Source organism: Bryocella elongata (genome assembly GCF_900108185.1).
GTDB classification, from domain to species: Bacteria; Acidobacteriota; Terriglobia; order Terriglobales; family Acidobacteriaceae; genus Granulicella; species Granulicella elongata.
Map to the genome: position 1 here is coordinate 15656 of NZ_FNVA01000002.1, position 22489 is coordinate 38144.

At 60.0% G+C, this 22489-nt stretch carries 14 protein-coding genes; 2 read left to right on the forward strand and 12 right to left on the reverse strand.

Annotated features, from left to right (window positions below; genetic code table 11):
- Positions 1 to 152: 152 nt before the first annotated feature.
- The 4 genes from C4S68_RS06390 to C4S68_RS06405 all read right to left on the reverse strand — a co-directional run bounded on the left by C4S68_RS06390 (position 153) and on the right by C4S68_RS06405 (position 5030).
- On the reverse strand, positions 153 to 2303 hold the full coding sequence (locus tag C4S68_RS06390) for a hypothetical protein (protein WP_146072045.1): 2151 nt from the start codon (positions 2301 to 2303) through the stop codon (positions 153 to 155).
- Positions 2254 to 3480 (reverse strand): dTDP-4-amino-4,6-dideoxygalactose transaminase, encoded by a 1227-nt coding sequence (gene rffA, locus C4S68_RS06395; protein ID WP_235011422.1) that lies wholly within the window; start codon positions 3478 to 3480, stop codon positions 2254 to 2256. The genes C4S68_RS06390 and rffA overlap by 50 nt, the downstream gene beginning before the upstream one ends.
- A gap of 45 nt (positions 3481 to 3525) precedes the next feature.
- Positions 3526 to 4074, reverse strand: a complete 549-nt coding sequence (locus C4S68_RS23940; protein WP_407641098.1) for a methyltransferase domain-containing protein — start codon at positions 4072 to 4074, stop codon at positions 3526 to 3528.
- A 200-nt stretch (positions 4075 to 4274) separates the two neighbouring features.
- Complete coding sequence (locus C4S68_RS06405; RefSeq protein ID WP_103932245.1) at positions 4275 to 5030, reverse strand: GNAT family N-acetyltransferase; 756 nt, start codon at positions 5028 to 5030, stop codon at positions 4275 to 4277.
- Positions 5031 to 5750: 720 nt separating this feature from the next.
- Here C4S68_RS06405 and C4S68_RS06410 point away from each other — a divergent pair.
- Together C4S68_RS06410 and C4S68_RS06415 are read left to right on the forward strand one after the other, a co-directional pair.
- Positions 5751 to 7199, forward strand: a complete 1449-nt coding sequence (locus C4S68_RS06410; protein ID WP_103932246.1) for a glycoside hydrolase family 28 protein — start codon at positions 5751 to 5753, stop codon at positions 7197 to 7199.
- Between the two features lie 231 nt (positions 7200 to 7430).
- Positions 7431 to 10814: a WD40/YVTN/BNR-like repeat-containing protein gene (locus C4S68_RS06415; RefSeq protein ID WP_103932247.1), complete on the forward strand. Its 3384-nt coding sequence runs from the start codon at positions 7431 to 7433 to the stop codon at positions 10812 to 10814.
- A gap of 168 nt (positions 10815 to 10982) precedes the next feature.
- On the opposite strand, the gene C4S68_RS06420 is transcribed toward C4S68_RS06415, so the two are convergent.
- The 8 genes from C4S68_RS06420 to C4S68_RS06455 all read right to left on the reverse strand — a co-directional run bounded on the left by C4S68_RS06420 (position 10983) and on the right by C4S68_RS06455 (position 22489).
- Positions 10983 to 13916: a sensor histidine kinase gene (locus C4S68_RS06420; protein ID WP_160115039.1), complete on the reverse strand. Its 2934-nt coding sequence runs from the start codon at positions 13914 to 13916 to the stop codon at positions 10983 to 10985.
- A gap of 136 nt (positions 13917 to 14052) precedes the next feature.
- On the reverse strand, positions 14053 to 14739 hold the full coding sequence (locus C4S68_RS06425; RefSeq protein ID WP_103932249.1) for a response regulator: 687 nt from the start codon (positions 14737 to 14739) through the stop codon (positions 14053 to 14055).
- A 123-nt stretch (positions 14740 to 14862) separates the two neighbouring features.
- Positions 14863 to 15297 (reverse strand): universal stress protein, encoded by a 435-nt coding sequence (locus tag C4S68_RS06430; RefSeq protein ID WP_146072046.1) that lies wholly within the window; start codon positions 15295 to 15297, stop codon positions 14863 to 14865.
- 128 nt (positions 15298 to 15425) lie between these two features.
- Positions 15426 to 15875 (reverse strand): hypothetical protein, encoded by a 450-nt coding sequence (locus tag C4S68_RS06435; protein ID WP_146072047.1) that lies wholly within the window; start codon positions 15873 to 15875, stop codon positions 15426 to 15428.
- Between the two features lie 29 nt (positions 15876 to 15904).
- On the reverse strand, positions 15905 to 18199 hold the full coding sequence (locus tag C4S68_RS06440) for a patatin-like phospholipase family protein (protein ID WP_146072048.1): 2295 nt from the start codon (positions 18197 to 18199) through the stop codon (positions 15905 to 15907).
- A gap of 62 nt (positions 18200 to 18261) precedes the next feature.
- Positions 18262 to 19683: a TolC family protein gene (locus tag C4S68_RS06445; protein WP_103932253.1), complete on the reverse strand. Its 1422-nt coding sequence runs from the start codon at positions 19681 to 19683 to the stop codon at positions 18262 to 18264.
- Positions 19684 to 19727: 44 nt separating this feature from the next.
- Positions 19728 to 21335, reverse strand: coding sequence for an MFS transporter (locus tag C4S68_RS06450; protein ID WP_103932254.1), 1608 nt, complete (start codon positions 21333 to 21335; stop codon positions 19728 to 19730).
- A 2-nt stretch (positions 21336 to 21337) separates the two neighbouring features.
- On the reverse strand, positions 21338 to 22489 hold the full coding sequence (locus tag C4S68_RS06455) for an HlyD family secretion protein (protein WP_103932255.1): 1152 nt from the start codon (positions 22487 to 22489) through the stop codon (positions 21338 to 21340).

The following is a 22489-nucleotide window of genomic DNA, read 5'->3' on the forward strand; positions in this document are numbered from 1 at the left end:
CTGGTCTCGATTGATTGGGAACTTCGCTGGGCTTTCGCAGTCAGCGTACACGAGAGAATGACTATGACTTGTACGCAGCATAGCGCGCAACATATCCCAAAGCGAAGATCGTGGAGAATTTCGCCATGCTGGTTCTTGGTGTGCGTAGACGCTCAATGAGCGGAGGGCACTTGCTGCAGGTCGTAGAGTCGATACCCTTCGGATGTAAACACCGGATGTTGGACGACATCGGCAGGCCAGGAAAGCGGTTCACCCGGACCAGCAATGTACCAGCGAATGCTGGTCTTGTCTCTAAAATCCTTGAGCGCGCTATCGCTGTTTGCCATTCTCATCTCTTTAAGAGTGTTTGCACGTTCTTCCGATATGTTCAACTCGGGCGTTTTACTTAAATAAAGTATCCAGTAGAAAGGAGAACGCCCAATGTATGCACGCCTCTCCGCCAATGCTGAAAGGAGCGGGTTCAGGTCGAGAGCGTTGGCGGAGTCATGGAGCGGGTCGACGGGTGGAACATTGTCTTGAACGATGTCTATCTGCGCGGAGTGATTACGGACGAATAACGCGCAGTTCAGCAAGCCGAGATCAAAGCGAAGATTGATGGGGGCTTGATAGTCGAACACGGAGTGTTGCACGCTTTTGCCCTGTACCCAGGGAACAGCCATCAGCACTGTGCTGAGTCCAAGAATGAATGCGAGTGGACCGGCTGCGTCGCGCTGGTAATGGGGCTGCAACCACTCAGTAAGGCCTGCCGCGCACCAGACGGCTGCAATGAAATAAAGGCAAACGAAAGGACGGTGCCAGAGTTCGTCCGGCGCGCCAAGCTGGCTGGGGGAAGTGCAAAGCGCATAGTAGAGATAGATCGTTCCTGCGAGCGGCGGCACCACATCGAATAGCTGCCACTGCTTTCGTCTTAGCCTCGAGGACAGAATGACCATCCAGATCGGCAACCAGATACCCAGGATCGCGAATACCAATACGGACACAACTATCGGCTTATGGACGATACGCAGGTCAAATGAGGGGCGAAGGATCAGGTGACTCCAGAACCCAGAGGGCATCATTTTTATGTAACTGGAGACCCACGCCACGCTGCCATTACGTCGAAAGGGCATAAGGTTCGGACCGACGTTGAGATGATGCAGTACACGCAGGGCGCAATAGCCGGTCACTGCCAGGACCATACCGACGAGCAGACGCCTAAGTACAGACCAGCCCTTCTTGCAGCAGACAATCCAGATCAGCCCGAGTGGGATCCCGACAAGAGCGATATGGACCTTGAGGAACGCGTCCGCGGCCAGAAAAGCAACGCCGGCGAGCAGCAGATAGCTGTGGTTTTCTCGTAAGCCCCTTGTAAGGAGAATTAAGCCTGTACTGAGGCCGGCAATGCCGTAGGCAAGACCGATCGAGATGGCCAGAATCCCATGGAAGGCATAGTAGTGGATTGGGACGCTGTAAGTGGGTGCGGAAGGTATAAGGAGGACCGCCGTGATCGCGGCAATGCCGGCCAGGTCGCTTGACCACTCGGTCGCGAGGCAAAAAGCAGCAAACCCCAGCAGAACGAAGCCAAAGGGGATCCAGAACGTCATCACAGTGTCGAAGGCGGTTGTGCCTGGAGACCAGGCTTCGACGGATGCGGGCAGGATATAGCTCGCGTAATGATAGATGGGGAGAGGCCTTCCCATCAGATCGGGATGGCCAAGCTTGATAAAGCTGGCATCATCGTGTATTTCTGCAATGAATTCCGCGTGAAAAAGGGCGTCAATCCAAGGGCCGATCACAACTTGATTGCCCTGAAAGGTCAAGGCGGGTCGCAGGTCTTGTGTCCAGAACGTAGCTGCAGCCAGGATCAGGAAGGTTGCCGCGACGGCCAGCCATGACCGGTTCCCCTCGTCGCTCACGACCATCCGGCTTGGAGAAAATGCAGCTACACACAACGCAACCAAAAATAGAAGGCCGTCCGCAGCGAGCAGTCGCAGGGGAAGGAAGACGTGAAAAAAAAACAACAGCAGAATGCCCAGGACGCTGCCGAACAAGAAGGCTACAGGAAACGCACGCGCGGGGCGCAGGGGAATGCGCAGCCAGCGAAGTGCGCCGTCTCCGAGGTAGAAGAAGGCGAGGGGTAGTAGAAGAAAAAAGAGAACGGCCCGGGCATGAATTCCACCTGTAACGTGCTGCATCCAGAGCAGGAACGTTATGGAACAGGCCACGCTGCAGATCCCGTTGATGCGGTTCAAGCGAAGCTTCTCGACCACAGTTTCATCTGCTCCCCAGGAGAAAGTGTTCTGAAGACTGACGATCGGCGCCATGAGTGGAGCCAACTTCAAATTCGTGAATCGCAGAGATGACAACGTTCTGCTCCTCGGCGCTCATGTCAGTGAAGAACGGCAGACGAAGAAGACATTCGCTGACCCTTTCGGTCACGGGACATTGGCCCTCATAGCCTCCATAGGCTCTTCCCATCTCGGAGCTGTGCAGCGGGACGTAGTGCGAAACGGCCAAGATGCCACGTGCATCGAGGTGGTCTTTGAGATGCCGGCGAACTTCGGGTGAGGGCATCAGCAAATAGAACATGTGAGATGGCTGTTCACAATCGTCGGGAACTGTGGGAAGTCCGATCCCGTAGGTGGTGGCCCAGTCGCTCAACTCTTCGATGTAGTGGCGCCATATCTGCGCACGTGACTTCTGGATCATCTCTCTTTTTTCAAGCTGTGCGTACAGAAACGCCGCGAGAATGTCAGATGGGAGATAGCTCGATCCAATGTCCACCCATGTGTATTTGTCGACCTGCCCCCGGAGAAAACGGCTTCGGTTGGTACCCTTTTCGCGTATGATCTCGGCCCGTTCGAGGTAGTGCGGTTCATTGATCACCAAGGCACCACCTTCGCCGCAGACGATATTTTTCGTCTCATGGAAGCTTTGTGTTGCCATCGCTCCAAAGGTTCCCAGAGGCTTACCCTTATAACTTCCGAATAGCCCATGAGCATTGTCTTCAACGACGTTAAGGTTGTGCGTGTTCGCGATCTCCATGAGGACATCCATTTCACAACCGACCCCAGCGTAGTGGACGGGCACAATGAGCCTGGTCGCGTGGGTAATTGCCTGCTCGACCAGCTTTTCGTCGAGATTGAGCGTATCGGGGCGGATATCCACAAAGACGGGTCTGGCTCCGCGAAGGACAAACGCGTTCACCGTGGAAACGAACGTGAAGGAGGGAACGATGAATTCATCCCCAGGCTGGATATCGAGGAGAAGCGCTGCGATTTCCAGCGCATGGGTGCACGAGGTGGTCAAGAGAATGTCAGCTGCGTTCAATGTCTCCTTGAGGAGGGCATGGCATTTTTTCGTGAACGCACCGTCCCCGGAGATATGGCCCTGGGCGATGGCGTCTGCAATATAGTGAAGCTCATCTCCGGTGAGGGAAGGCCGATTGAAAGGGATTCGATATTTGGTCATTAAATCGACCTCACTGCTGCTGATGTGCACTTTAGTATCCAGAAAGACGACTCCGCATTGTGTGGCTTCCAAGAATCACGTTTGCAATTTCACACCAGCGACCGTTTGTGTGCAATCGTCAGGCAGCTTCCGCCCATGCGAATTGTTCGTTTGTCGACGATCCGCCGTAATTCCCGCTGCGTAAGCCCACGCAGAATCCGGTTTACCAAACGACGTTTCGATCCATGATCGGAGCGGACTGTATCCTTGGAGGCCTCTCTCCGCGTCATGACGAGATGGCAAGGGGTGACGCGGTGAAACAGACTCAGCGGAGGCAGGGAACCCGAACCTATAAGTTTCATAGTCGATGGTGAAGCCGGCCTTCTCAAGCGACTGGCGCAGCATTTTCAAAGTGTATCGCTGGGCGTGACCGGAGGAGGAGTCTTCATCGGACCACAGCCACTGGTACGCAGGGACGGTAATGTAGATGCTGCCGCCTGGAATGAGCAGGCGATGCCTGTTGCGAACGAAGGCGACATCTTCACGGATGTGTTCCACGACGTCGAAGAGCCCGATGCCCCTACGGAATTCGGCAGCACGCGAGGGGCGTTCGATGTCGAATGTACCCCATGCCGTATATCGCACCGCATTGCATTGCGGACACCGCCGATCCCCGCTTCCACCAAGACGACATCGAATCCGGCGTCCCGGATGGCGCGGGCAACATCACTGTTCCCGCCACCCACATCCAGAACAGGCCCGATAAGGCGGAAGGAGTTTCATTGCCTGGAGAATGCAATCATTCCTATGCGTAAACCAGAAGGTGCGTCCTTACCTGTTACATATCAATTCTGCTCAGCCGCCTGATTCGTTCCGCGGGAGATCCACTTGTGGTAGCACAGTTTGGTCCCTCGCATTCGAAACCCCAGTCCTTCGTAGATACGAAGGGCGGTAATATTTCTGGCCTGTGCGATGAAATTCACATGGACGCAGCCGTTCTCCTGGAGATAGCGGGTGCCCTCCCGCATGAGAGCGCCTCCAAGTCCCTGTCCACGCGCCTGCTCCGCCACGGCGAGCAGCCCGAGCGATCCCTCGCCATCCGGATGCAGATGACATGAGATATAACCGGCGGGGGCTCCGTTGAACTCGGCCACTAAAACCTGGTTGGCATATCCCATGCAACTCCGTTCGATCCACCGTGCATACAACTTGTCGCAGGTCTCCTGCGGGAAGCGGCCATCAGAATAAAAGCGGGAACCGCGGTGGCTGGTAGAAGCAAGGCTCATGAGCGCCGGCACGTCTTCGGGCCGGAAAGAGCGTATACCGCTTGTGGGCGCCGTGATTGCCCCGCTTGAAGGGAGCTTCATCTCAAATTCGAGTCGTATGTCCACCAGGTGACAGTTCATGCGCTCGGCGGAGACAATACTCTCGTTATCGTCCGCATTGCAAAAAAAATAGAGACAGTCGATTGCCTCCTCACTTGCCCAGTCCTCGATGAGGCTGACTTGTGCAGCGGTGAGATGGTCATCCTTGATCCGCGCGATGCGAACGCCAAAGAAGTTGGTGTCCCATTCGAGAAAGTCACAGACGGTATCTGGCATTGTTATTGAGCTCTGGGTCTGGCTGAATTCGCCGTGACAGGGTGAGATATGGGTTCGGTAACAGCATCAACATCATACGCGGGCTGACCCATCATGCGGAAATGACTTCGTGCAACATACTCTTCGATAAGGCTAAGAGCGAGGAGTTGTGCCCCGGAAGATATAGCCACATTCGATGCAGGAAGAGGCAATGCAGGATGACTGCCGAGAGAGAGAATATTGCGAATTCCCAGATGGGCCCGTACAGCAACCCGGGCGATCGTGAAGCCAAATCCTGTCAGGCTCGCGAATTGAAGGGGCGGCCAAGCCTGTCCTGTTTCGATCCTTGCTACGGCTATTGCTTGAGAGCGGGACGATCCGCTTTCACTCGTCCTGCCCACGGATGTAGAGACATCATGGCGATGGAGAGCGAGGTTTCCTATTCCATGTTTCTGGAACAACTAAAGCGCACGAGGAGCTGCTGCTGAGGTGAACTGTCGGTCAAGGTAAGCGCAACCTGCGCCAGCGGTGAGCTTCCAGACCTGCGGCCCCGGGCATCGGGGAACTACAGGGGCCATTCACCATGAGGCTGCGGATAGTCCGCTGGCGCATACTGGACGCGTACCAGTTGCTGCATGGAGCTGCATCGAGAGCCAGCTATTGGCCGGCCTGTGTTGCGAAGGCGCAGGGTCATCTCGAGTCGGGGTTGCTTCAGGGGCTTGGCGTGTCAACGGAGGATCGATGTCACCTTATTCGCAGGCCATGGCGCTGGCGGCGCTCTTGCTGCCCGCAGCGGTTGTTGCTCAGGACGCTCGTGTCGTGAAAGAACCGGCGATCCCGCCCGCCTGTGTGAGGCTTGCTGCGCACCTGACGGCGGTGAACGATGGGACGTACAACAAGCTGGCGCCTGAGGACGAGCGCAAGCTGGATACGGAGCGCATCCAGAAGGCGATCGACTCGTGCGGCGCGGGCAAGGCGGTCGTCCTGGAGGCGCAAGGGCCAGCGAATGCATTCGTCAGCGGGGCGCTCGACCTGCGTGCCGGTGTGACGCTGGTCGTCGCTCAAGGGACGACGCTGTTTGAGACGCTGGACCCGAAGGTGCTTGAGATTTCGCCGGGGAGCTGTGGCGTCGTGAGTGCGGGGCCGGGCAGGGGATGCAAGCCGCTCATCACCGTCAGCCATGTGACGGGTGTGGGCATCATGGGCGAAGGGGTGATCGATGGCCGGGGCGGCGAGCCGATTCTGGGTACGACGACCTCCGCGTGGGACCTGGCGCAGGCTGCGCTGAAGGATGGTGGAGGGCAGAAGGTGAGCCGGCTGATCGTCGCGGATCATGCGGACGACTTCACGCTGTACCGGATCACGCTGCGCAACTCGCCGAACTTCCACGTCTCGTACAACGCGGGGGATGGTTTTACCGTGTGGGGTGTGAAGATCGACACGGTGCACCGCATAGCAAATGCGGTGCATCCGCTCTCGCGCAACACGGATGGCATCGATCCTGGCAATGGATCGAAGAACATCACGGTGACGCAGTCGTACTTTCGCGAGGGCGACGACAACATTGCGATCAAGGGCGGCCCGGGTGGCGTGACGAACATGAGCGTCATCCACAACCATTTCTACTGGGGACACGGGATGTCCATCGGCTCCGAGACGAACGGCGGCGTGAGCAGAATTCGTGTGTCGGATCTCACGCTGGATGGGACGGACTCGGGCATTCGCATCAAGTCCACGGGTGCGCGTGGTGGGCTGGTGCACGATGTGGTGTATGACGATATCTGCATTCGCAACTCGGGGCGGCCGCTGGACATTACAGCGGCATATGCAGCGAATGGGCCGGTGAAGGGCGACTCGCCGCCGACCTTCCGCGACATTACGCTGCGCAACGTCAGCATCTCTGGCGGCGGACAGATCCTGTTCGACGGCTACGATCACGACCATCGCGCGCAGCTGAATCTCGACGGTGTGTATCTCACGGATGCGGCGGACTCGGCGCATCCCTACACGTATACCTTCGACCACGCTGACATCGTGTTTGGGCTGGGTGGGAGCAATCTGCAGCTGCCCGCGGGGAACGACGCGACCGTGACGCACGTCGCGGGCGAGGGGGCTCCCGCGGCGGGGCCTCAGGTGCAACGCCCGGCTCCTTCCTGCGCGGAGCGGTTTGTGCCGTTTCCGGCGAGCTAAGGCCGGATTCCCAGCCGAGCGGCCCGGAAGCGGATCGCGAGGCAAATAAGGCGGCTTTCGGAAACTTTGGCGGAGCCGCGACCGTTACCCGGTAAAGAACTGAACGTTGGCGATTGGGCAGCCCGCGAATCGTCTCCTGCCCGCTGCTCCGGTTCTGAGGAGCGCAAGGCAGGGCGACGCCGCCGGGAGCCCCGTATACTACCTCGACCAACTGCGAAGGGTAATTCCACGATGATTCGAATCTCGCGCGCGGCCTGTTTTGGGCTGGCACTTTCCGCTGTACTGGCAACCGCTTCGAGTGCGGCGGCGCAGGTCAACCCCAATCTCTACTCAGGACTGAAGTGGCGGAACGTCGGGCCGTTCCATGGCGGACGTATCTCGTCCGTCACCGGAGTGATCGGCCAGAGCGGCACGTTCTATATGGGCACGCCGCTGGGCGGCATCTGGAAGACAACGAGCGCGGGGGTGACGTGGTTCCCGGTGTTCGATCATGAGACCAGCTTGGACAGTGTGGGCGCCATCGCGGTTGCTCCTTCGGACCCGAACATCGTGTACGCCGGCGCAGGGGATCCCATCGGCGGCAGCCTTGGAAACGGCATGTGGAAGTCGGCCGATGCGGGTCTTACGTGGCAGCACATCGGGCTCGAGGAGACGGTAAAGATCGGCAGCATCGTGGTCGATCCCACGAACCCGAACCTTGTCGTGGTCTCCGCGCTGGGCAATCCGATCCACCATGGTGGCGGCGTGTATCGCACGACCGATGGCGGCGCGACGTGGACCAGCGTCCTGAAGACGCCCGGCTACGATGGAGCGCGCGATCTGCAGTCCGCGTTTGACGACCCCAGCGTGATGATTGCCGCCACGCAAGGCACCAACGATGGCCGAGGCGACGCGGGCGGTGGTCCGCGAGCGAAGGCCAAGCCGGCGCAGGTGTTCAAGTCGACCGACGAAGGCCTGACCTGGACGCAGATCCAGATCCCTCCGTTCGAGGGCCGCATCGCGCTGGCCGTTGCCATGCATACGCACGGACAGCGGTTCTATATCGTGGGCAACAACATTGAGAACGGCTCGGGGCTGTACCGCTCCGACGATAGCGGCGTGACCTGGCAGCACATGGCGGGCAAGGATACCCGCATCAGCAACGGACAGGGCGCCTATAGCAGCGGTGTATTCGTGGATTCGCAGAACCCCGACATCCTGTACACGATGAGCACCGCGATGTATCGCTCGGTCGACGGCGGCAAGACCTTCGAGCCCTTCAAGGGCGCGCCCGGCGGCGAGGACTATCACAAGCTCTGGATCGATCCGACGAACGGCCATCGCATGCTGGTGGGCTCGGATCAAGGTGCGAGCGTCACGCTGGATGATGGCCACACGTGGAGCCTCTGGTACACGCAGACGATCTCGCAGGTGTACCACGTCGCCACGGACAGCCAGTATCCCTATCGGATCATGGCGGCGCAGCAGGACACGGGCGCGGTGATGATCAGCAGCCGCGGCAATTGGGGCCAGGTGAATTTCACAGACTGGAGCCCTCTGCCATCGTCCGAGTTTGGCGTGGTGACGCCTGACCCGAAGAACCCGAACATCATCTACGGCGTTGGCTACGGCCCAGGCGGCGGTGGCAGCGGCATGATCAAGATCGACATGTCGACGGGGCAGTGGCAAAACGTCGCACCGAACTTCGGTGCGGCCTCAGCGAAGTATACGGCGGGTCGCGACTTCCAGAAAAAGTTCGACACGGCCTTTGATCCCGGTGCACTGTATGTTGCCTATCAGTGCCTGCTCGTCACGCACGATGCAGCGCACTCGTTCACGGCAGTGAGCCCTGACCTGACGACGGCCAAGGGAGCACCGCAGGTCGCGTGCGGCATGGAAGCCAAGCCTGCAAGCGCCGCGACCACGGCAACGAGTCCCGGACCGACTCCGGCGCCGCGTGGCGGTGGGCCGCCGCCAACGCCTCCATCGATCTCGGACTTCTCGATCTCACGCGTGAAGCGTGGCGTGATGTGGACGGTGAGCAGCAACGGCCAGATCTTCAACACGATGGACCACGGCAAGACATGGACGAACGTCACGAACCTGCCGGACGTGCCGCCGCACACCTCCTTCAACACCATCGAGGCGGGACATGACGCCAACACCGCTTTCGTTGTCGGACACATCGCGGCGGAACGCGGACAGACGCTGCCTCCGGAGCTGAACGCCGACGTGCCGCTGGTGTGGCGCACGACCGACGGAGGCAAGACGTGGCAGAGCATTGTCACGGGTTTGCCTCGCGACGAGCGCACGGGCAGCTGGGTGAACAGCCTGCGCGTTGATCCCGGCCAGCCCGGCCTGCTGTTCGCGGGCACCGAGACGACCGTCTACGTTACGTTCGATAACGGCGATCACTGGCAGTCGTTGCGGCAGAACCTGCCCAGCACATCTATTAGGGATCTCGACGTCCACACCGATCATCAGGAAAACGATCTGGTCATCGGCACGTATGGCCGTGGCTTCTGGGTGTTGGATGACATTACGCCGCTGCGGCAGATCGCAGCGCATGCGCAGGAGATCAGCTCTTCGTTGGCTTATCTATACGAGCCCGAAGCTGCGATCCGCGCTCGCATCAACAGCAACTGGGATCAGCCGTTCTCGGTTGAAGTGCCGCATGTGGCGAACGTGGCCTATGGCGCGCTGGTGGACTACTACCTGAGCACCGAGCCGAAGGCACCGATCCAGCTGCAGGTCTTCGACGCGCAGGGCACGCTGGTGCGTACGATGACCAGCACGCTGCCGCCTTCGATTGAGGACGCGTTGTATCCGCACTACTGGGTGGCGACGCCGGAGTCACGCGCTCTCGGCACGAAGGTCGGTCTCAACCGCATTAATTGGAACCTGAACTACGACGATCCACCAGCTGTTCGGCATGACCTCGAAAATCAGATGGACATGGTCGAAGGTTCGGCTACGCCAGGACCGCATGGGCCTCAGGTGGTTCCGGGCGTCTACACGTTGAAGCTGACGGTGGATGGCCAGGTCTACACGCGAAATGTCACGGTTATCAACGATCCTCGTGTCGGCGAGAGTCCTGAAGTGATGGCGGCGTTGCGTGTGCAGAGCAAGCTCACGCTGCTGTCGGTTCGCGGCATGGAGCAGAGCTTTGAGGGCCGTGAAGAAGTGGATGCCGTGAGGAACCAGATCTCGGCCATGATGAAGGGTGACCTGCCGGCCGATGTCGCTGCGCAGGCCAAGGCGTTGAACGCTGAGCTGCTGAAGATCGGCGGCGCTATGCCAACGCGTGGCGGTGGAGGCGGAGGTGGTCCGCGCCGGACTGACCTCACCTCGCCCCAGACGTTCTTTGAGGTGAACGACTCCTACAACACCATGGTCAGCATGATGCAGGTAGGGCTCGACATGGCGCCGACGCCAACGCAGATCGACACGTTTATCGTGGACTGCAACGATTACAACCGCACCAGAACAGCGTGGGAGAGTGTGCAGAAGAAGATTGCTGACTTCAACGCAATGCTGGTGAAGAACAGTCTGCCGCAGCTGACTGTGGCACCGACGAAGCTGACTCCAGAGTCGTGCACCTTTGGGCCTGAAGCGAGCAAGAAGGGAAAGAAGTAAGCTCGCTGACTGTCAGCCTTGTCGAATGAACGAATGAAAACGGACCGAGCCCGTATGGGTTCGGTCCGTTTTCCGTTCCAGGTAAGAGATGCGTTCCGCCGCTCGAGCCTCGATCGCGCTCGTCGCGCCGGATTGGAAGTGACCTGGACGCCTTCTTCGGTGGCTGTCTCACTTATCCAAAGAGCGCACGGAATCCCTGCGCCTATTGAGGTATCGCAGGATACGGCACCAGGTGCTGTCGTTGCGATACGCCCTGCGTGCGGGAATCTTTATCTCCAGCGTCGTACCGGCGCCGCCGGTGCTTCGGATCGTGAGTTTGCCATCGATGGTGGCGACTCGCTCGGCGATGCCGACGAGTCCCCAGTGTCCCGGGCGCTGTCGTCTCTTCAGGATCTCTTCCGGGATGCCGACGCCGTTGTCGCCGCAGCGCATTCGCAGGTCAGATGAGGAGTAAATCAGGCTGACGCGGGCGTTCGTGGCCTTGGCATGGTTCATGGTGTTGATGAGGGCTTCGCGCGCGATGCGGCAAAGCTCCGCCTGCACCTTTCCGACGATCACCCTGGGTTCTCCTTCTTCGTTGACTGCGAAGTCGAGGCAGCTTTGGATGTCGAGACCTTGTGCCATCTGGAAGAGCTGCTGGTTGAAATGAGGTTCGTCAGGTACCTCATCGCGCAGGAGTTCGATGCGTTGCCGGGCCTCGAGGAACGCGTCATCGGCACGCTGCAAGGCGAGTTGCAGGGGCTCTCTCGCAGGCTCATCGGGCGGAAGTTCGTTGGTCGCGAAGTGGAAACGAAGCATGAGGCCATGGATCGACTGCAGGAGAGTGTCGTGCAGCTCCCGGGAGATGCGCAGCCTCTCGTTGGCGCGCTCCTGCATCTTGAGGCGCAGTGCGTTGGTGACGATGCGTACGCGAAGTGAGTAGGCCAGGTACAGGATACCGATGACGGCGAGCGCCATCAGGAGCATGAACCAGTACGTCTCATAGAAGGCAGGCTGCACGACGACGGACAGAGGAAGAGTGAGATCCGTCCATTGCCCGAGGTCATCGGACTCGGACACGCGAAAGGTGTAATGGCCGGGCGACAGGTGGTCATAGAACGCCTGACGCCGGTCACCCACCTCCTGCCATGAAGGGTCTTTTCCCTCCAACATGTAGCGATAGCGAATCTTTTCCGGTGCGGACAGATCGACTCCGGAGTAATCGATCTCGAGCTCCTTCAGGCTGGTTCCCTTGAAGGCGATATGCGACACCGGATGTTCGCGGTCTCCGACGACTGAACCATTCAGCAGCAGCCTCTCCATGACGAGGAGAGGTTTCGTGACCGTCTGCATGATCTGCGTGGGGTCGATCTCGAGAAGGGCGCCGGTTGTCGAGGCCCACAGGGGGCCTGCCTTGTCGAGCACCAGGGAAGGGGTTGGATCTCCCTGGGTAGCGGTGCCCTCGACGCCCTGGCGGTCGTCGAAGCGATCATACTCAAGGCCCTGCTCAAGGCTGGATGTGAGTTGTGCGTGCAGGATGCGATAGAGTCCGCCGCCTGTGTTGAACCAGAGATTGCCCGCGTAGTCCTGCACCATGCCGGAGACTCCACGAAGCACGCCGCTCCGCGCAAGCGAGATGCGATGAAAGGCTCCAAGCTCGAAGTAGGAAGCCCCGTTGGTGCCCGCAGCCCACACGCGACCGTCGGCGACGGTGAATGCCAGTACGTTCCCGAGGCTGCTATCGGCGGTGGGAACGAAGGTGCGGCTGCCGGAATCATCGCGAAGCCCGATGATTCCGTTCTCATAGCCAAGCCAGACTCTTCGCTGGCTGTCGCGAAAGATGGACAGAGGCTCGTCCTGAGGAAGTCCTGCATCGACGACTCGCGTCCATGAGCCGTCGAAGCGCCAGAGGCCATAGGGGCGGAAGGCCATTAACAGAGCGCCATCGCGATCGAGCCCGATCGCGTGGGCGGAGGCGAGGTGAACGTCAGGCGGGAGAGCGATGCGTGCCATCCTGCCATGTGTCCAGCTGGTGAGCTTGTTGGCGAGCGGATCGACCATCCAGACGCTGCCGTCATCGCGACAAAGGATGGGCGCGGAACCTACCTCTGTCCCGACGGCCCGCACGACATCGTGCGAAGCGAAGATGATGGGCTCCGAAAGGATTCCAATCCACGCACCGCCTTCAGGGGCTGCGCAGATCTCGGGATAGTACTCAACCCTGGTGTGGATGAGGTGTTTGACCTGGGTGGAGTGGAAGCGGTCCAGTCCGCGCGAGGTGCCTACCCACACATTGTTGTCGCGATCGGCGAAGATCGCGTTGGTCTGCTCCGAGGTGAGTCCTTCCTCCTTGGTCAACGCGATGGACGAGTGTGGCCAGTTGAGATGAGTGACTCCGCGATAGTCCTGCGCGAGCCAAAGGTCGCCCGAGTTCTCCATCGCCATGCGCACGTAGCCATTGATCTCCCAGCCGCGATGGCCTTCGCGGGGATGGAGTGGCCGGATCGTCTTCCAGGCATCACAAATCCAGATCTCGCCATCGGGCATCTGGGCCATATCGACGACCATGAAGGTCTGCGTCGGGTAGGGTGTGAAGTGCCCGCCACCTTCCTTCATGGAGAAGAGGCGCCCTCTGGTTGAGGTCCACATCGTTCCGCTTCTGTCGATGAAGAGGGTCAGGAGAGGATCGTCAGGAAGGCCGCTGCGATTGCCGAAGTTCTCCCAATGGTTCGCTTCGAAGCGATAGAGGTGATTATCGCCGATGGCCCACAGGGTGCCGTCCGCGGCATAGACAAACTTCTGTGCGGAGTTGGGGCCAAGTCGTGAGGCTAACGAATAGCTCTCGACGGCGCCGTTGACGCGGAGATGTGAGATTCCGCCTGCGTGATAGCCGATCCAGAGGCCACCTTCGCGGTCGGAGAGGAGAGCGGTGACGTCGTTGGAGGGAAGCGGTGTGCTGAGCGTCGTGACGGGGTAGCTCGCGAACTGCGTGCCATCGAAGCGATACAACCCAAAGGGCGTGCCAAGCCAGAGGAAGCCATCGGTTGTCTGCGCGATGGCTGCGATATCTGTCGGTGCTCCATCGCGCTCGAGCCAGGTGGTGTGCGCGGTGACCGGAGCCATGACCCCACTGAATGGGCCTGCCGGGCGTGGTTCGCCATGAGCGAGGGAATACGAGCCGCAGAAGAGGATCTGCAGGAGTAAGCACCCCAGCATGAACGTGCGATCGAACCTGATTCGCTCTCTCTTCATGCGGGGGCTAACGCTGTTGCGGCTCCAGATGACCACGGTTTCTGGCGATTGTCAAAGCATGCTGCGCGTCCGTCGCGTGCAGGCGCTGGAGGATGTTCCTTATGTGCGCTGCAACGATCTCTTCGCTGATTGCAAGCGAGGTCGCAATGGAAGCCCTCGTCTTGTTCTGATCGACGAGGCGAAGGATCTCGATTTCTCGTGCGGTGAGCATCCTTACGCCCATGAGCGACGAGAGTTGAGCAGCGATCTCAAATGGTACGACGCGACCACCATCCGAGATGGTGCGGATCGCGGGAAGAAGGTCGGTGCGCAGTATGTGCTTCGACAGGTAGCCCTCAACGGAGACCGCGGAGACATCCTGCGAAAGCAGATCGTCGGCGTAGGTGGTGAGCAGCAAAAACTTTGCCGTGGGGAAGTTCTTCCGGATGCTTCGTATGGTTCCCACGCCACCAAGGCCGGGCAGATTGAGGTCAATCAACGTGAGGTCTGGCCGTAGTCCAGAGTATGCTGCGGTGGCTTCTTCCGCTGACGTGGCCTCGCCGACGACTTCGAGATCTGACTGCCCGTTCACGGCGTAGGAGATTCCATCGCGCAGCAGCGGGTTCTGTTCGACGCAGAAGATTCGAATCTTGCGAGAAGCAGAATCGCTCGCCGCAGGGATTCCAGAAAGTCTTTGGCAATCGTCTTTGCTCATTCAGACTCCAGAAGAGCCACCTGGCCTGCCCTATGTCCTGCGACACGGAGTGTCATCCGACGAAATCAGTGCGCCGCGGCGATGGCTGTTGACGGACAGCAGTACAAGGAGGGTTGCGGGAGGCTAGTGGACTCCAAGCACGCTGCATGGTGCGTCCTCTGCGAAGCTGTATACGGATCGCCAAAGCCTCGAAATGACGGGCCCCTTGTGATGTAATCCCAGGATGAGGAGAGCCGTCTTGCTGTCCTTCAGGCGAGTGATGACATCGTGGTGCTCGTCCGATTCGAATAGATGGAACTCCGGTTCAACACCTGCATCGCGCGCACTTTTCATCGCCCGCTCCTGAAGTCCTCCGTAGCTTGCGATGCGATCTTCAGCTAGAAGTTCACCAGCTTCCGGGATCACTGCCTGAGCATAGGCCGTGTACGCCGGCGTACGAGCCATCATCACGATGACTTCCAGCGTCGCATTGAACATGCGGGCTATCGGAAGCGCAGCCGACAAGGCGCGGGTGGATTCGGGCGAATCGTCATAGATCACAGCGATCCTGTCGTACATGGGGACTCCATTCGGCGGCTTGATCGAGTTCAGCTGCACTTATTCATCACAATGCAAAGCCGACCGCAACACACCACACGATGGTGTTGCCAACCGTCGCCACGATGGTGCACGCGTTCCCCGGGCCATCAGCCAGCGGCGCGAAAAAGACGCAGCAGGTCCCGGCGACACGCTGCGCTGAAGCGCTTGAGCGGATCAAGCTTTGAGTCAACGGCTGCTTGACGAAAATCGTCGAGGCTTAGATTCGTTTCTCCATACCGTTGCACGATCGTCTTCACCATGTCTTCGGCGGCGTGGACAACGTCTTCCTGCGCGACGAGCCTGATCCTGCTTGTGAGTGCATAGAGGCGTACGACCTCGCCCAGGTCGAACGCGCTCTTCGTCATGGCATCCGCATGGAGACGCGCTGCGGCAGAGATGAACTTCGCATAGAGCTTCTGTCGCTCGGAGATCTCGCGATTGACGAGATCGCGCCTGGCGACGCGGCGTTGCAGCACGTAGTTGCTCAGCACTGGTGAAAGAGAGCCCACTGCCGCTCCGCCGAATACGGCCACGGCGCTCATTGCCGACTGATTCATGGTTTGCCTCCCCTGTTGAGAACGGGACGTCAGAACAACTTGCCGAAGGTGAAGAAGAGCTTGCGATGATCGTCATCGCCCACGGCTCCGCCAAGCGTGATGGCTCCAAGCGGTGTGCTGAAGAGGAGCCCGCCGAAGCCATCCTGCACGAAGATTGCAGGATGTTCCGGCGACCAGATATTGCCCTGCTCGTATCCGCCCGTAACGTAGATACCCTGACCTATTCCCGTCGGCAGCGAAGCGACCCGCCTTGAATAGATAGCTCGGACCAGCTCCACATCAGTGCCGCGATACTCATCAATTGAGGAGGCGTAGAGGCGAAGTGGTCCACCGAGGGTGAAGCGTAGGGGATCGGCAACCTGGTTGCGGAAGTAGCTGTCGACCTCGGTCGAGATACTGATGAGGTTGACGTTTGCGAAGGTGAAGGATTGCCGGGCCTTCAGTTCGACAAAGGGCGCGTCCTTGCTGGCGCTGGTATCAAAGAGATGCCCGACCTGGAGATCTACGCTGGTGCCGTGAGGAGAAGCTATGGCTGCAGTGCGCGTGGAGAAGATGACGTGCGCCGCTAGGCTCTCTTCGCGGCCCGATAGCTGCGGCGTAGGACTCGAGTCGGCGCCGTCGACCAGCGTCCAGCGAATGGTGGAGGCACGGTATTCGATGGCAGTCTGCAGGTTCCTGCTGAAGGCAAAACCCGCGTCGAAGCCGCCGCCTGCATGCTGCAGGAATCTCTCCGAGATGCGTCGCTGGTCCTGCCAGAGATAGACCGGTTCGCGGCGCAACTGCACGTCCGGCTGGATGAAGAAACGTGTGCCACCGAGTGGATGATAGAACTCGGCGTTTGCCTGGGTGCGGTAACCAAGGCGCACATCGGCCAGGAGCTCCGAGCCATAGCCGCCGAAGTTCTGATCGACGAAGCGGATATCGAAGATCGTGCTCGTGACATTGGAGGTAGAAGCGACGACCTCGGTTCCGAGAAGAAGGTACGGGGGGCCTTCGGCACGCGGGTGCCAGAAGATCTTTACGCCATCATCGGGCACGGTGCTGGACACAGCGGTGCCAGCCTGTGTGCTCGCGGAGGAAAAGGTTTCGTAGTACGCACTCAACGCCCCATCACCGCGCAAAGTCGCCACCACACCTTCGGCTCGAGGTGCACTGAAGGGATGATTGTTGAGTGTGTTGGCCAGCACCTGGACCTGCTTCGAGGTGGCCGCATCGGGGCCTGATACGGCGGTCGTTCGTATGAGGCTAGGCGGAGTTCGCTTCCTTGATCGCGCCGCCGCCTGGTATTCGGCCCAGTCAGCCTCAGAGAGCGCAAGGGGAAGCAGCTTTGCGCGCTGCGACTCTGTGGCCGCGTACCCCGCGTGAATGAGTGCCTTTGCCTTGCGGTAGTCGACGACGGAATAAGCTTGCACCTGTGGCGCGATCTCGATATCTGCGTGGGGACGATTCAGCTCTACGTTGCGACTTGTGCCGGCGGAGAGAGCCCTTTCGAAGATCCCCACGGCGGACGAAGCGTCCTGCTCAGGAAAAGGCGAGTCGCCCAGATACACGGAGATGACGACCTCCGCGTGCTGCTCGTCGCGAAGAACATCGATGGGCAGGTTGTCGAGGATCGCGCCGTCGACGAGGATGTCGTCGCCGTGCCGCACAGGGGGAAAGACACCCGGGATGGAGATAGACGCGCGGACAGCGAATGGCAGAGACCCGGTACGAAATACCGCGGGGCGCAGTGTTGTGAGGTTTGTTGCGACGCAGCGAAAGGGGATGGGAAGCTTGTCGAAGTCGAGGTTCTCACTGTTGTAGCCATCCATCTCGCGAGAGAGGAAGGCATTGAGCTGATCGTCTGCGATGAGTGCGCTGCCAAGCGAAGGCGTGCCGTGGCGGAGGCCTATCGTGATCGCTTGCGGGAGCTCCGTCTTCTCCATGCGTCGCCGGAAGCTAAGTTCGCTCAGAGATGGTTGCAGCGTGAACAGCGTGTCGAAGTTTGTATCGGTGGAGAGGTGTTCAATTTCGGCTGCTGATCGGCCTGAGGCGTAGAGCGATCCGATCAGCGCGCCCATGCTGGTTCCGGCTACCTCATCCACAGGGATGCGGTGCTCTTCGAGCCAGAGCAGTACCCCAACGTGCGCGATGCCAAGAGCTCCGCCGCCTTCGAGGGCGAGGCCGATGCGGGGGCGGACCGCTGTGGACGGCGTTGGCGTGTTTGAGCCGAGGGTAATGGCGGGCGCCTGACAGGACGCGCCCTGGATTGCAATAGCGGTGACGATCGCGGGGATCAGGGTTCGCAGGTTTGATCTGCGCACCAGCGAGCTTGCACTTGTCATCTTGATCTCCGAGAGCTTGATGTTCCCGATGGGCGACGTGAGCGAATGCGCGTGGCTCTTTCTCACTGGGGTCGCAGGCCAAGCGTCTCGAGCAGCTGGTTCTGCGTGAGGCGCAGGTTCAGGCGAGTCTGCAGGAGTGTGGCCTGTGCGGCAGCGACCTCAGCGTTGGCGCGTGCCGTCTCCGTGTCCAGCGCAGCACTCTGCTGCAGGCGCACCGCACTCACTCTCGCTGCCTCCTGCTTCACCGCGAGCATCTCGGTGGCAACGTTGACGAGCTCGGTGAGCTTCTCAATCTCGTCATACTGCGCATTGACTTCGACCGAGAGGTCCGCCTCAGCCTGCGAAAGCTGCAGCTGGGCCTGACTGAGTTGAATGCGCGCAGCTTTGAGCCGAGCCTCTCGGGCGCCACCATCGAAGAGGTCATAGCTGACTAGCCCACCGAAGGTGCCGAAGTTATGAACGAGGAATGGAATGCCGGACTGATAGCTGTAGCGAGCCATTCCACTGACGTTCGGGATGTAAGCATCTTTTGCCGCTGTCACTCCGGCGTGCGCTTTCTCCACGGCTTGCCGTCCCGCAAGGATCTTTGGATTGCTCGTGTTCGCGGCGCGAATCGCTTCTTCTTCCGTGGGGAGGGTTGGGGCTTCGCCAAGTTCGTTCGGATCCAGGATCAGCTTCGTGCCGAAGGACAGACCAAGAACGTCATTGAACTGCTCGTTGAGGTCGCTGAGCTCGAGTTCGAGTGTCAGGTTGGACTGCTTCGCCGCGAGCAGTGCGGCGTGCGTTTGCAATTCCACCACGGGGAGAGATCTCCCTTCCGCGACGGAACGCTTGCTCTCCTCTTCCTCAATGGCTCCGGCATCCACGGCGGACTGCGCTGCGTCGCGCTGCATCTGCGCGGTTAGCATAGCGAAATAAAGCTTGTGGACCAGTAGGGCCACGGAGTTCTGGCTGTCCTGCGTGTTCAGTTTCGCGATGTTGACATCGGCGGTCGCGGCGCGAACACCGGCATGTACCGTCAGCAGCTGCGTGATGGGTTGTACCAATCCGGTGCCGCTGGTGAAGCCCTCTTGTGCCCCCTGGCCGATCTTTAACGTCTGGCTCGGGACTGTGCCTGTCGTAGCGGAATTTGCAAAGGCGCCGGCGGGGATCACGACGCCTTCGAGTGCGGAGATGTAGACTGCGCTCGACTCATTGCGTATGTGCGGCGCATAGTCGGAACGAGCGATGAGCTTCTTCTGCTCGGCCTCCCTGGTTGCGAGGTCAGAGGCCTGGAGGCGTCGATTGTGCTGTGCAGCGAGCTCGAGTGCCTTCGGGAGCGTGAGCTGCAACGTCGGTCTCGCTACGTGGGCTGTGGCGGCCGGTAATGCTGTTGTCTGTGCCTCTGCGTCAAACGCTGCGTGCTGCAGGAGAGGGGCCATCAGAATGAGTGGCAGGAGGCGTCGTGAGATTTCAGGGATCCGCTTCGCGCCATAGATTGTCATGTCACTGCTCCAGTCGTTTGTCGTCGGGTTCGAGGGCGTATTCGTTAGCTGGCGGAAGGGGGTGCGCTCGTCACCTGCTTGTACTGCAGCTTCAACGTGGTCATGCAGGCAACCACGAGCATGCAAACGATCGAGGCCACTGCGACGAGGCGAAAACAGTCAGCAATGGCCAGCGTGAATGCCTGCCGGCGAACCGTCAGGGCCAGCAGGGTGGCTGCACGTCCTGCCGCCGTTGTTGGAGTCGAGGATTCCTGCAGCATCGCAGCGGTGAGTCCAAAGGAGCGATGCATCGTCTCTGCGGAGCCGGCCTGGACGTGGAGCCCGAGCGTATTGGAGTGGAACTGTTCCCGCTTCTGCAGAAAGTACTGGATGAAGGTGGAACCCACCTCGCCGCCAAGCAGGCGGATGGACTGAAAGAAGCCGGAAAAGGTCAGGACATCGATGCCACGGGTCAAGGCGCCGGAGTTGACGAGTTCGAGGATGATGGTCCCGACGAGGCCGCTGAAGGCGAGTGCTTCGCCGAGCGACAGCACAAGCTGCGTGGCACGGAAGGTGGAACCGCTCCACGTTGCCGAGAGACGCGCATTGGCAATGCAGGCGGCGGCCACGAGGCCGAAGCCAGATGCCAGGATGAGCCGCGAGTCGACGCGTCCCAGGAGAGCGATGGCGACGATGCCCACGATGAGTTGTGGGATTGCAACCCACAACAGCACGGGACCGACCTGCTCGGGGCTATAACCTGCGACGCTACCGAGATAAGTGGGCACCAGCACAACCGTCGAGAGAAGAGCAAAGCGAAAGAAGAACAAAGTCACTGCAAGAAGGAACGAATTCCCTTCGCGCAGGAAGGCGAAGTTGATAAGGGGATGAGGCCGCATGATGTGGCGCAGCAACGCGGCCGCCATGAAGGCGCTTCCGATGAGAACCATTGCGATGAAGGACCGCGAGCGCCACCAGTCGAGTCGCTGTCCCTGGTCGAGCGCGGCATAGAGGCAAGCAGCGCCCGCGCTGAAGTAGAGGAAGCCGCGCCAGCTCGGCCGAGGTTGCCCTGGCTTTGGGACAGGTAGAGGCTGACGCGGAATCCCGAAGTATATGAGGACGGCCATGCACGGCGTGGCAATGCTCTCTGTCCAGAAGATCCAACGCCATGAAAGATTTTGTATCAGCCATGATTCGTAGGAGTGGGCCACGTGTGTTGTGACGACGATGTCGATGGCATACGCGGCGATACCGAAGAGGAGGTACTTCTGCGGCAGATTCCTGAGGACGAACGAGAGAGTAAGCGGATAGAACGTCCCTGCGGTGAGGCCTGCCAATGAAAGCAGCACGATCATCGCCGGGAGATGAGGAACCAGCGGCAGCGCGAAACAGATGACGCTAAAGGCCACGGCGCACGCAAGCAGTACGCGTCGTGCTCCCAGCAGTCCGCCGAGGTAAACCGAGAACGGCCCAATAAACATGAGCCCGACGTTGTAGGAAGTGCTGATCCACGATGCACCGTCGAAGTCGAGGTGGAGCGCGCCGCGGAGGTCCGCGGCTCCAACGCTCAAGAGGCGTCCGAGGATCGTTGCGAGCGAGGCGCCGAGGAGCACAGCGAAGATGCCAAGGATCGGCCGTTCGGTGGGGGCTTGGGTCTGGAGTGGCGTCTCCATGCTTACCTCGACTCGCGAGGGCTGGAGCTGCCGTGATTGTCAGATGATGTATGAATCTTGACCACGGCTGAGAATCCGGGACGCAGGCGCGCGGTCTGGTCGTCCGGCGTCAACTCAATGCGGACGGGCACGCGCTGCACGATCTTCGTGTAGTTACCGGTCGCATTGTCGGGAGGGAGCAGAGCGAACTGTGAACCGCTAGCGGGTGCAATCTCGGCGACGTGGCCGTGGAAGGTGTGTTCAGCGATCGCGTCGACGGTGATGTCTACGTTGTCTCCGGGCCTCACGTGGCCCAGCTGTGTCTCGCGATAGTTGGCTTGTATCCAGACGCCGCTCTGAACCAGTTCGACGACTGGCATGCCTGGGCTCACCAGCTGGCCGGGGTGGACATGGAACTCGCCGAGTCCTCCCGATGCCGGAGCGTAGAACTTTGTGTAGCCGAGGTTGACCTCTGCGATGGTGATGGCGGCCTTCCTCGCCTCGATCTGTGCGAGCAAAGCTGCGTCGCGCGCATTCAAGCTGGCGCGCTGCTGTTCGGCAGCCGCGAGGGAGGACTGGGCTGTTGCCACCATCGTGCTGGAGCGGGAGAACTCCGCTTGCTGTACCTGAAGCTGGGCTGCGGCGTGATCCCGTGCGGCGAGCGCAGCTTCGTACTGTTGCTGCGTCGCGGCCTTGCCGACGAGCAGATTCTGCTGACGCTGAAACTCGGAACCCGCGTGGGTCACTTCAGCCTGCACGGCAGTGATGCCTGCGCTGGCTGCGGTTGAAGCGTCGCGGGCGCCAGCGATTGCAGATCTTGCGGAGGCGACGGCTGCATCGGCTGCACGCTTGGCGTCCTGGTTGGCGGCATACTCGGCATTGGCCGCTGCGAGAGCCGATTGCGTTTCGGCTAAGGCAGCCTTGTAGTCGTTGTCTTCCAGTTCAAGGATGAGCTGCCCCTTGGTGACGGTTTGATAGTCGCCCATATAGACCTGCCGCACGGTGCCACTCACCCTGGTGCTGAGCGGAGTCTGATCGGCACGGATGTAGGCATCGTCTGTTTCGGGAAGACTGGCGGTGCCCGTGAAGGGCGACCACTGCGAACCCAGTGCGACGAGGAGTGCTGCGGCAGCTCCAGCAATCAGGACAGGAATGATGATCGAACGCTTCAGCAC

What these genes read in the sequence shown, in the direction of transcription:
- C4S68_RS06390 (WP_146072045.1), bottom strand. Translation starts at nt 2,303, where the DNA reads ATGGCGCCGATCGTCAGTCTTCAGAACACTTTCTCCTGGGGAGCAGAT.
- C4S68_RS06430 (WP_146072046.1), bottom strand. Translation starts at nt 15,297, where the DNA reads ATGTACGACAGGATCGCTGTGATCTATGACGATTCGCCCGAATCCACC.
- C4S68_RS06425 (WP_103932249.1), bottom strand. Translation starts at nt 14,739, where the DNA reads ATGAGCAAAGACGATTGCCAAAGACTTTCTGGAATCCCTGCGGCGAGC.
- C4S68_RS06415 (WP_103932247.1), top strand. Translation starts at nt 7,431, where the DNA reads ATGATTCGAATCTCGCGCGCGGCCTGTTTTGGGCTGGCACTTTCCGCT.
- C4S68_RS06450 (WP_103932254.1), bottom strand. Translation starts at nt 21,335, where the DNA reads ATGGAGACGCCACTCCAGACCCAAGCCCCCACCGAACGGCCGATCCTT.
- C4S68_RS06410 (WP_103932246.1), top strand. Translation starts at nt 5,751, where the DNA reads ATGTCACCTTATTCGCAGGCCATGGCGCTGGCGGCGCTCTTGCTGCCC.
- C4S68_RS06440 (WP_146072048.1), bottom strand. Translation starts at nt 18,199, where the DNA reads ATGACAAGTGCAAGCTCGCTGGTGCGCAGATCAAACCTGCGAACCCTG.
- C4S68_RS06405 (WP_103932245.1), bottom strand. Translation starts at nt 5,030, where the DNA reads ATGCCAGATACCGTCTGTGACTTTCTCGAATGGGACACCAACTTCTTT.
- C4S68_RS06435 (WP_146072047.1), bottom strand. Translation starts at nt 15,875, where the DNA reads ATGAATCAGTCGGCAATGAGCGCCGTGGCCGTATTCGGCGGAGCGGCA.
- C4S68_RS06420 (WP_160115039.1), bottom strand. Translation starts at nt 13,916, where the DNA reads ATGGCTCCGGTCACCGCGCACACCACCTGGCTCGAGCGCGATGGAGCA.
- C4S68_RS06445 (WP_103932253.1), bottom strand. Translation starts at nt 19,683, where the DNA reads ATGACAATCTATGGCGCGAAGCGGATCCCTGAAATCTCACGACGCCTC.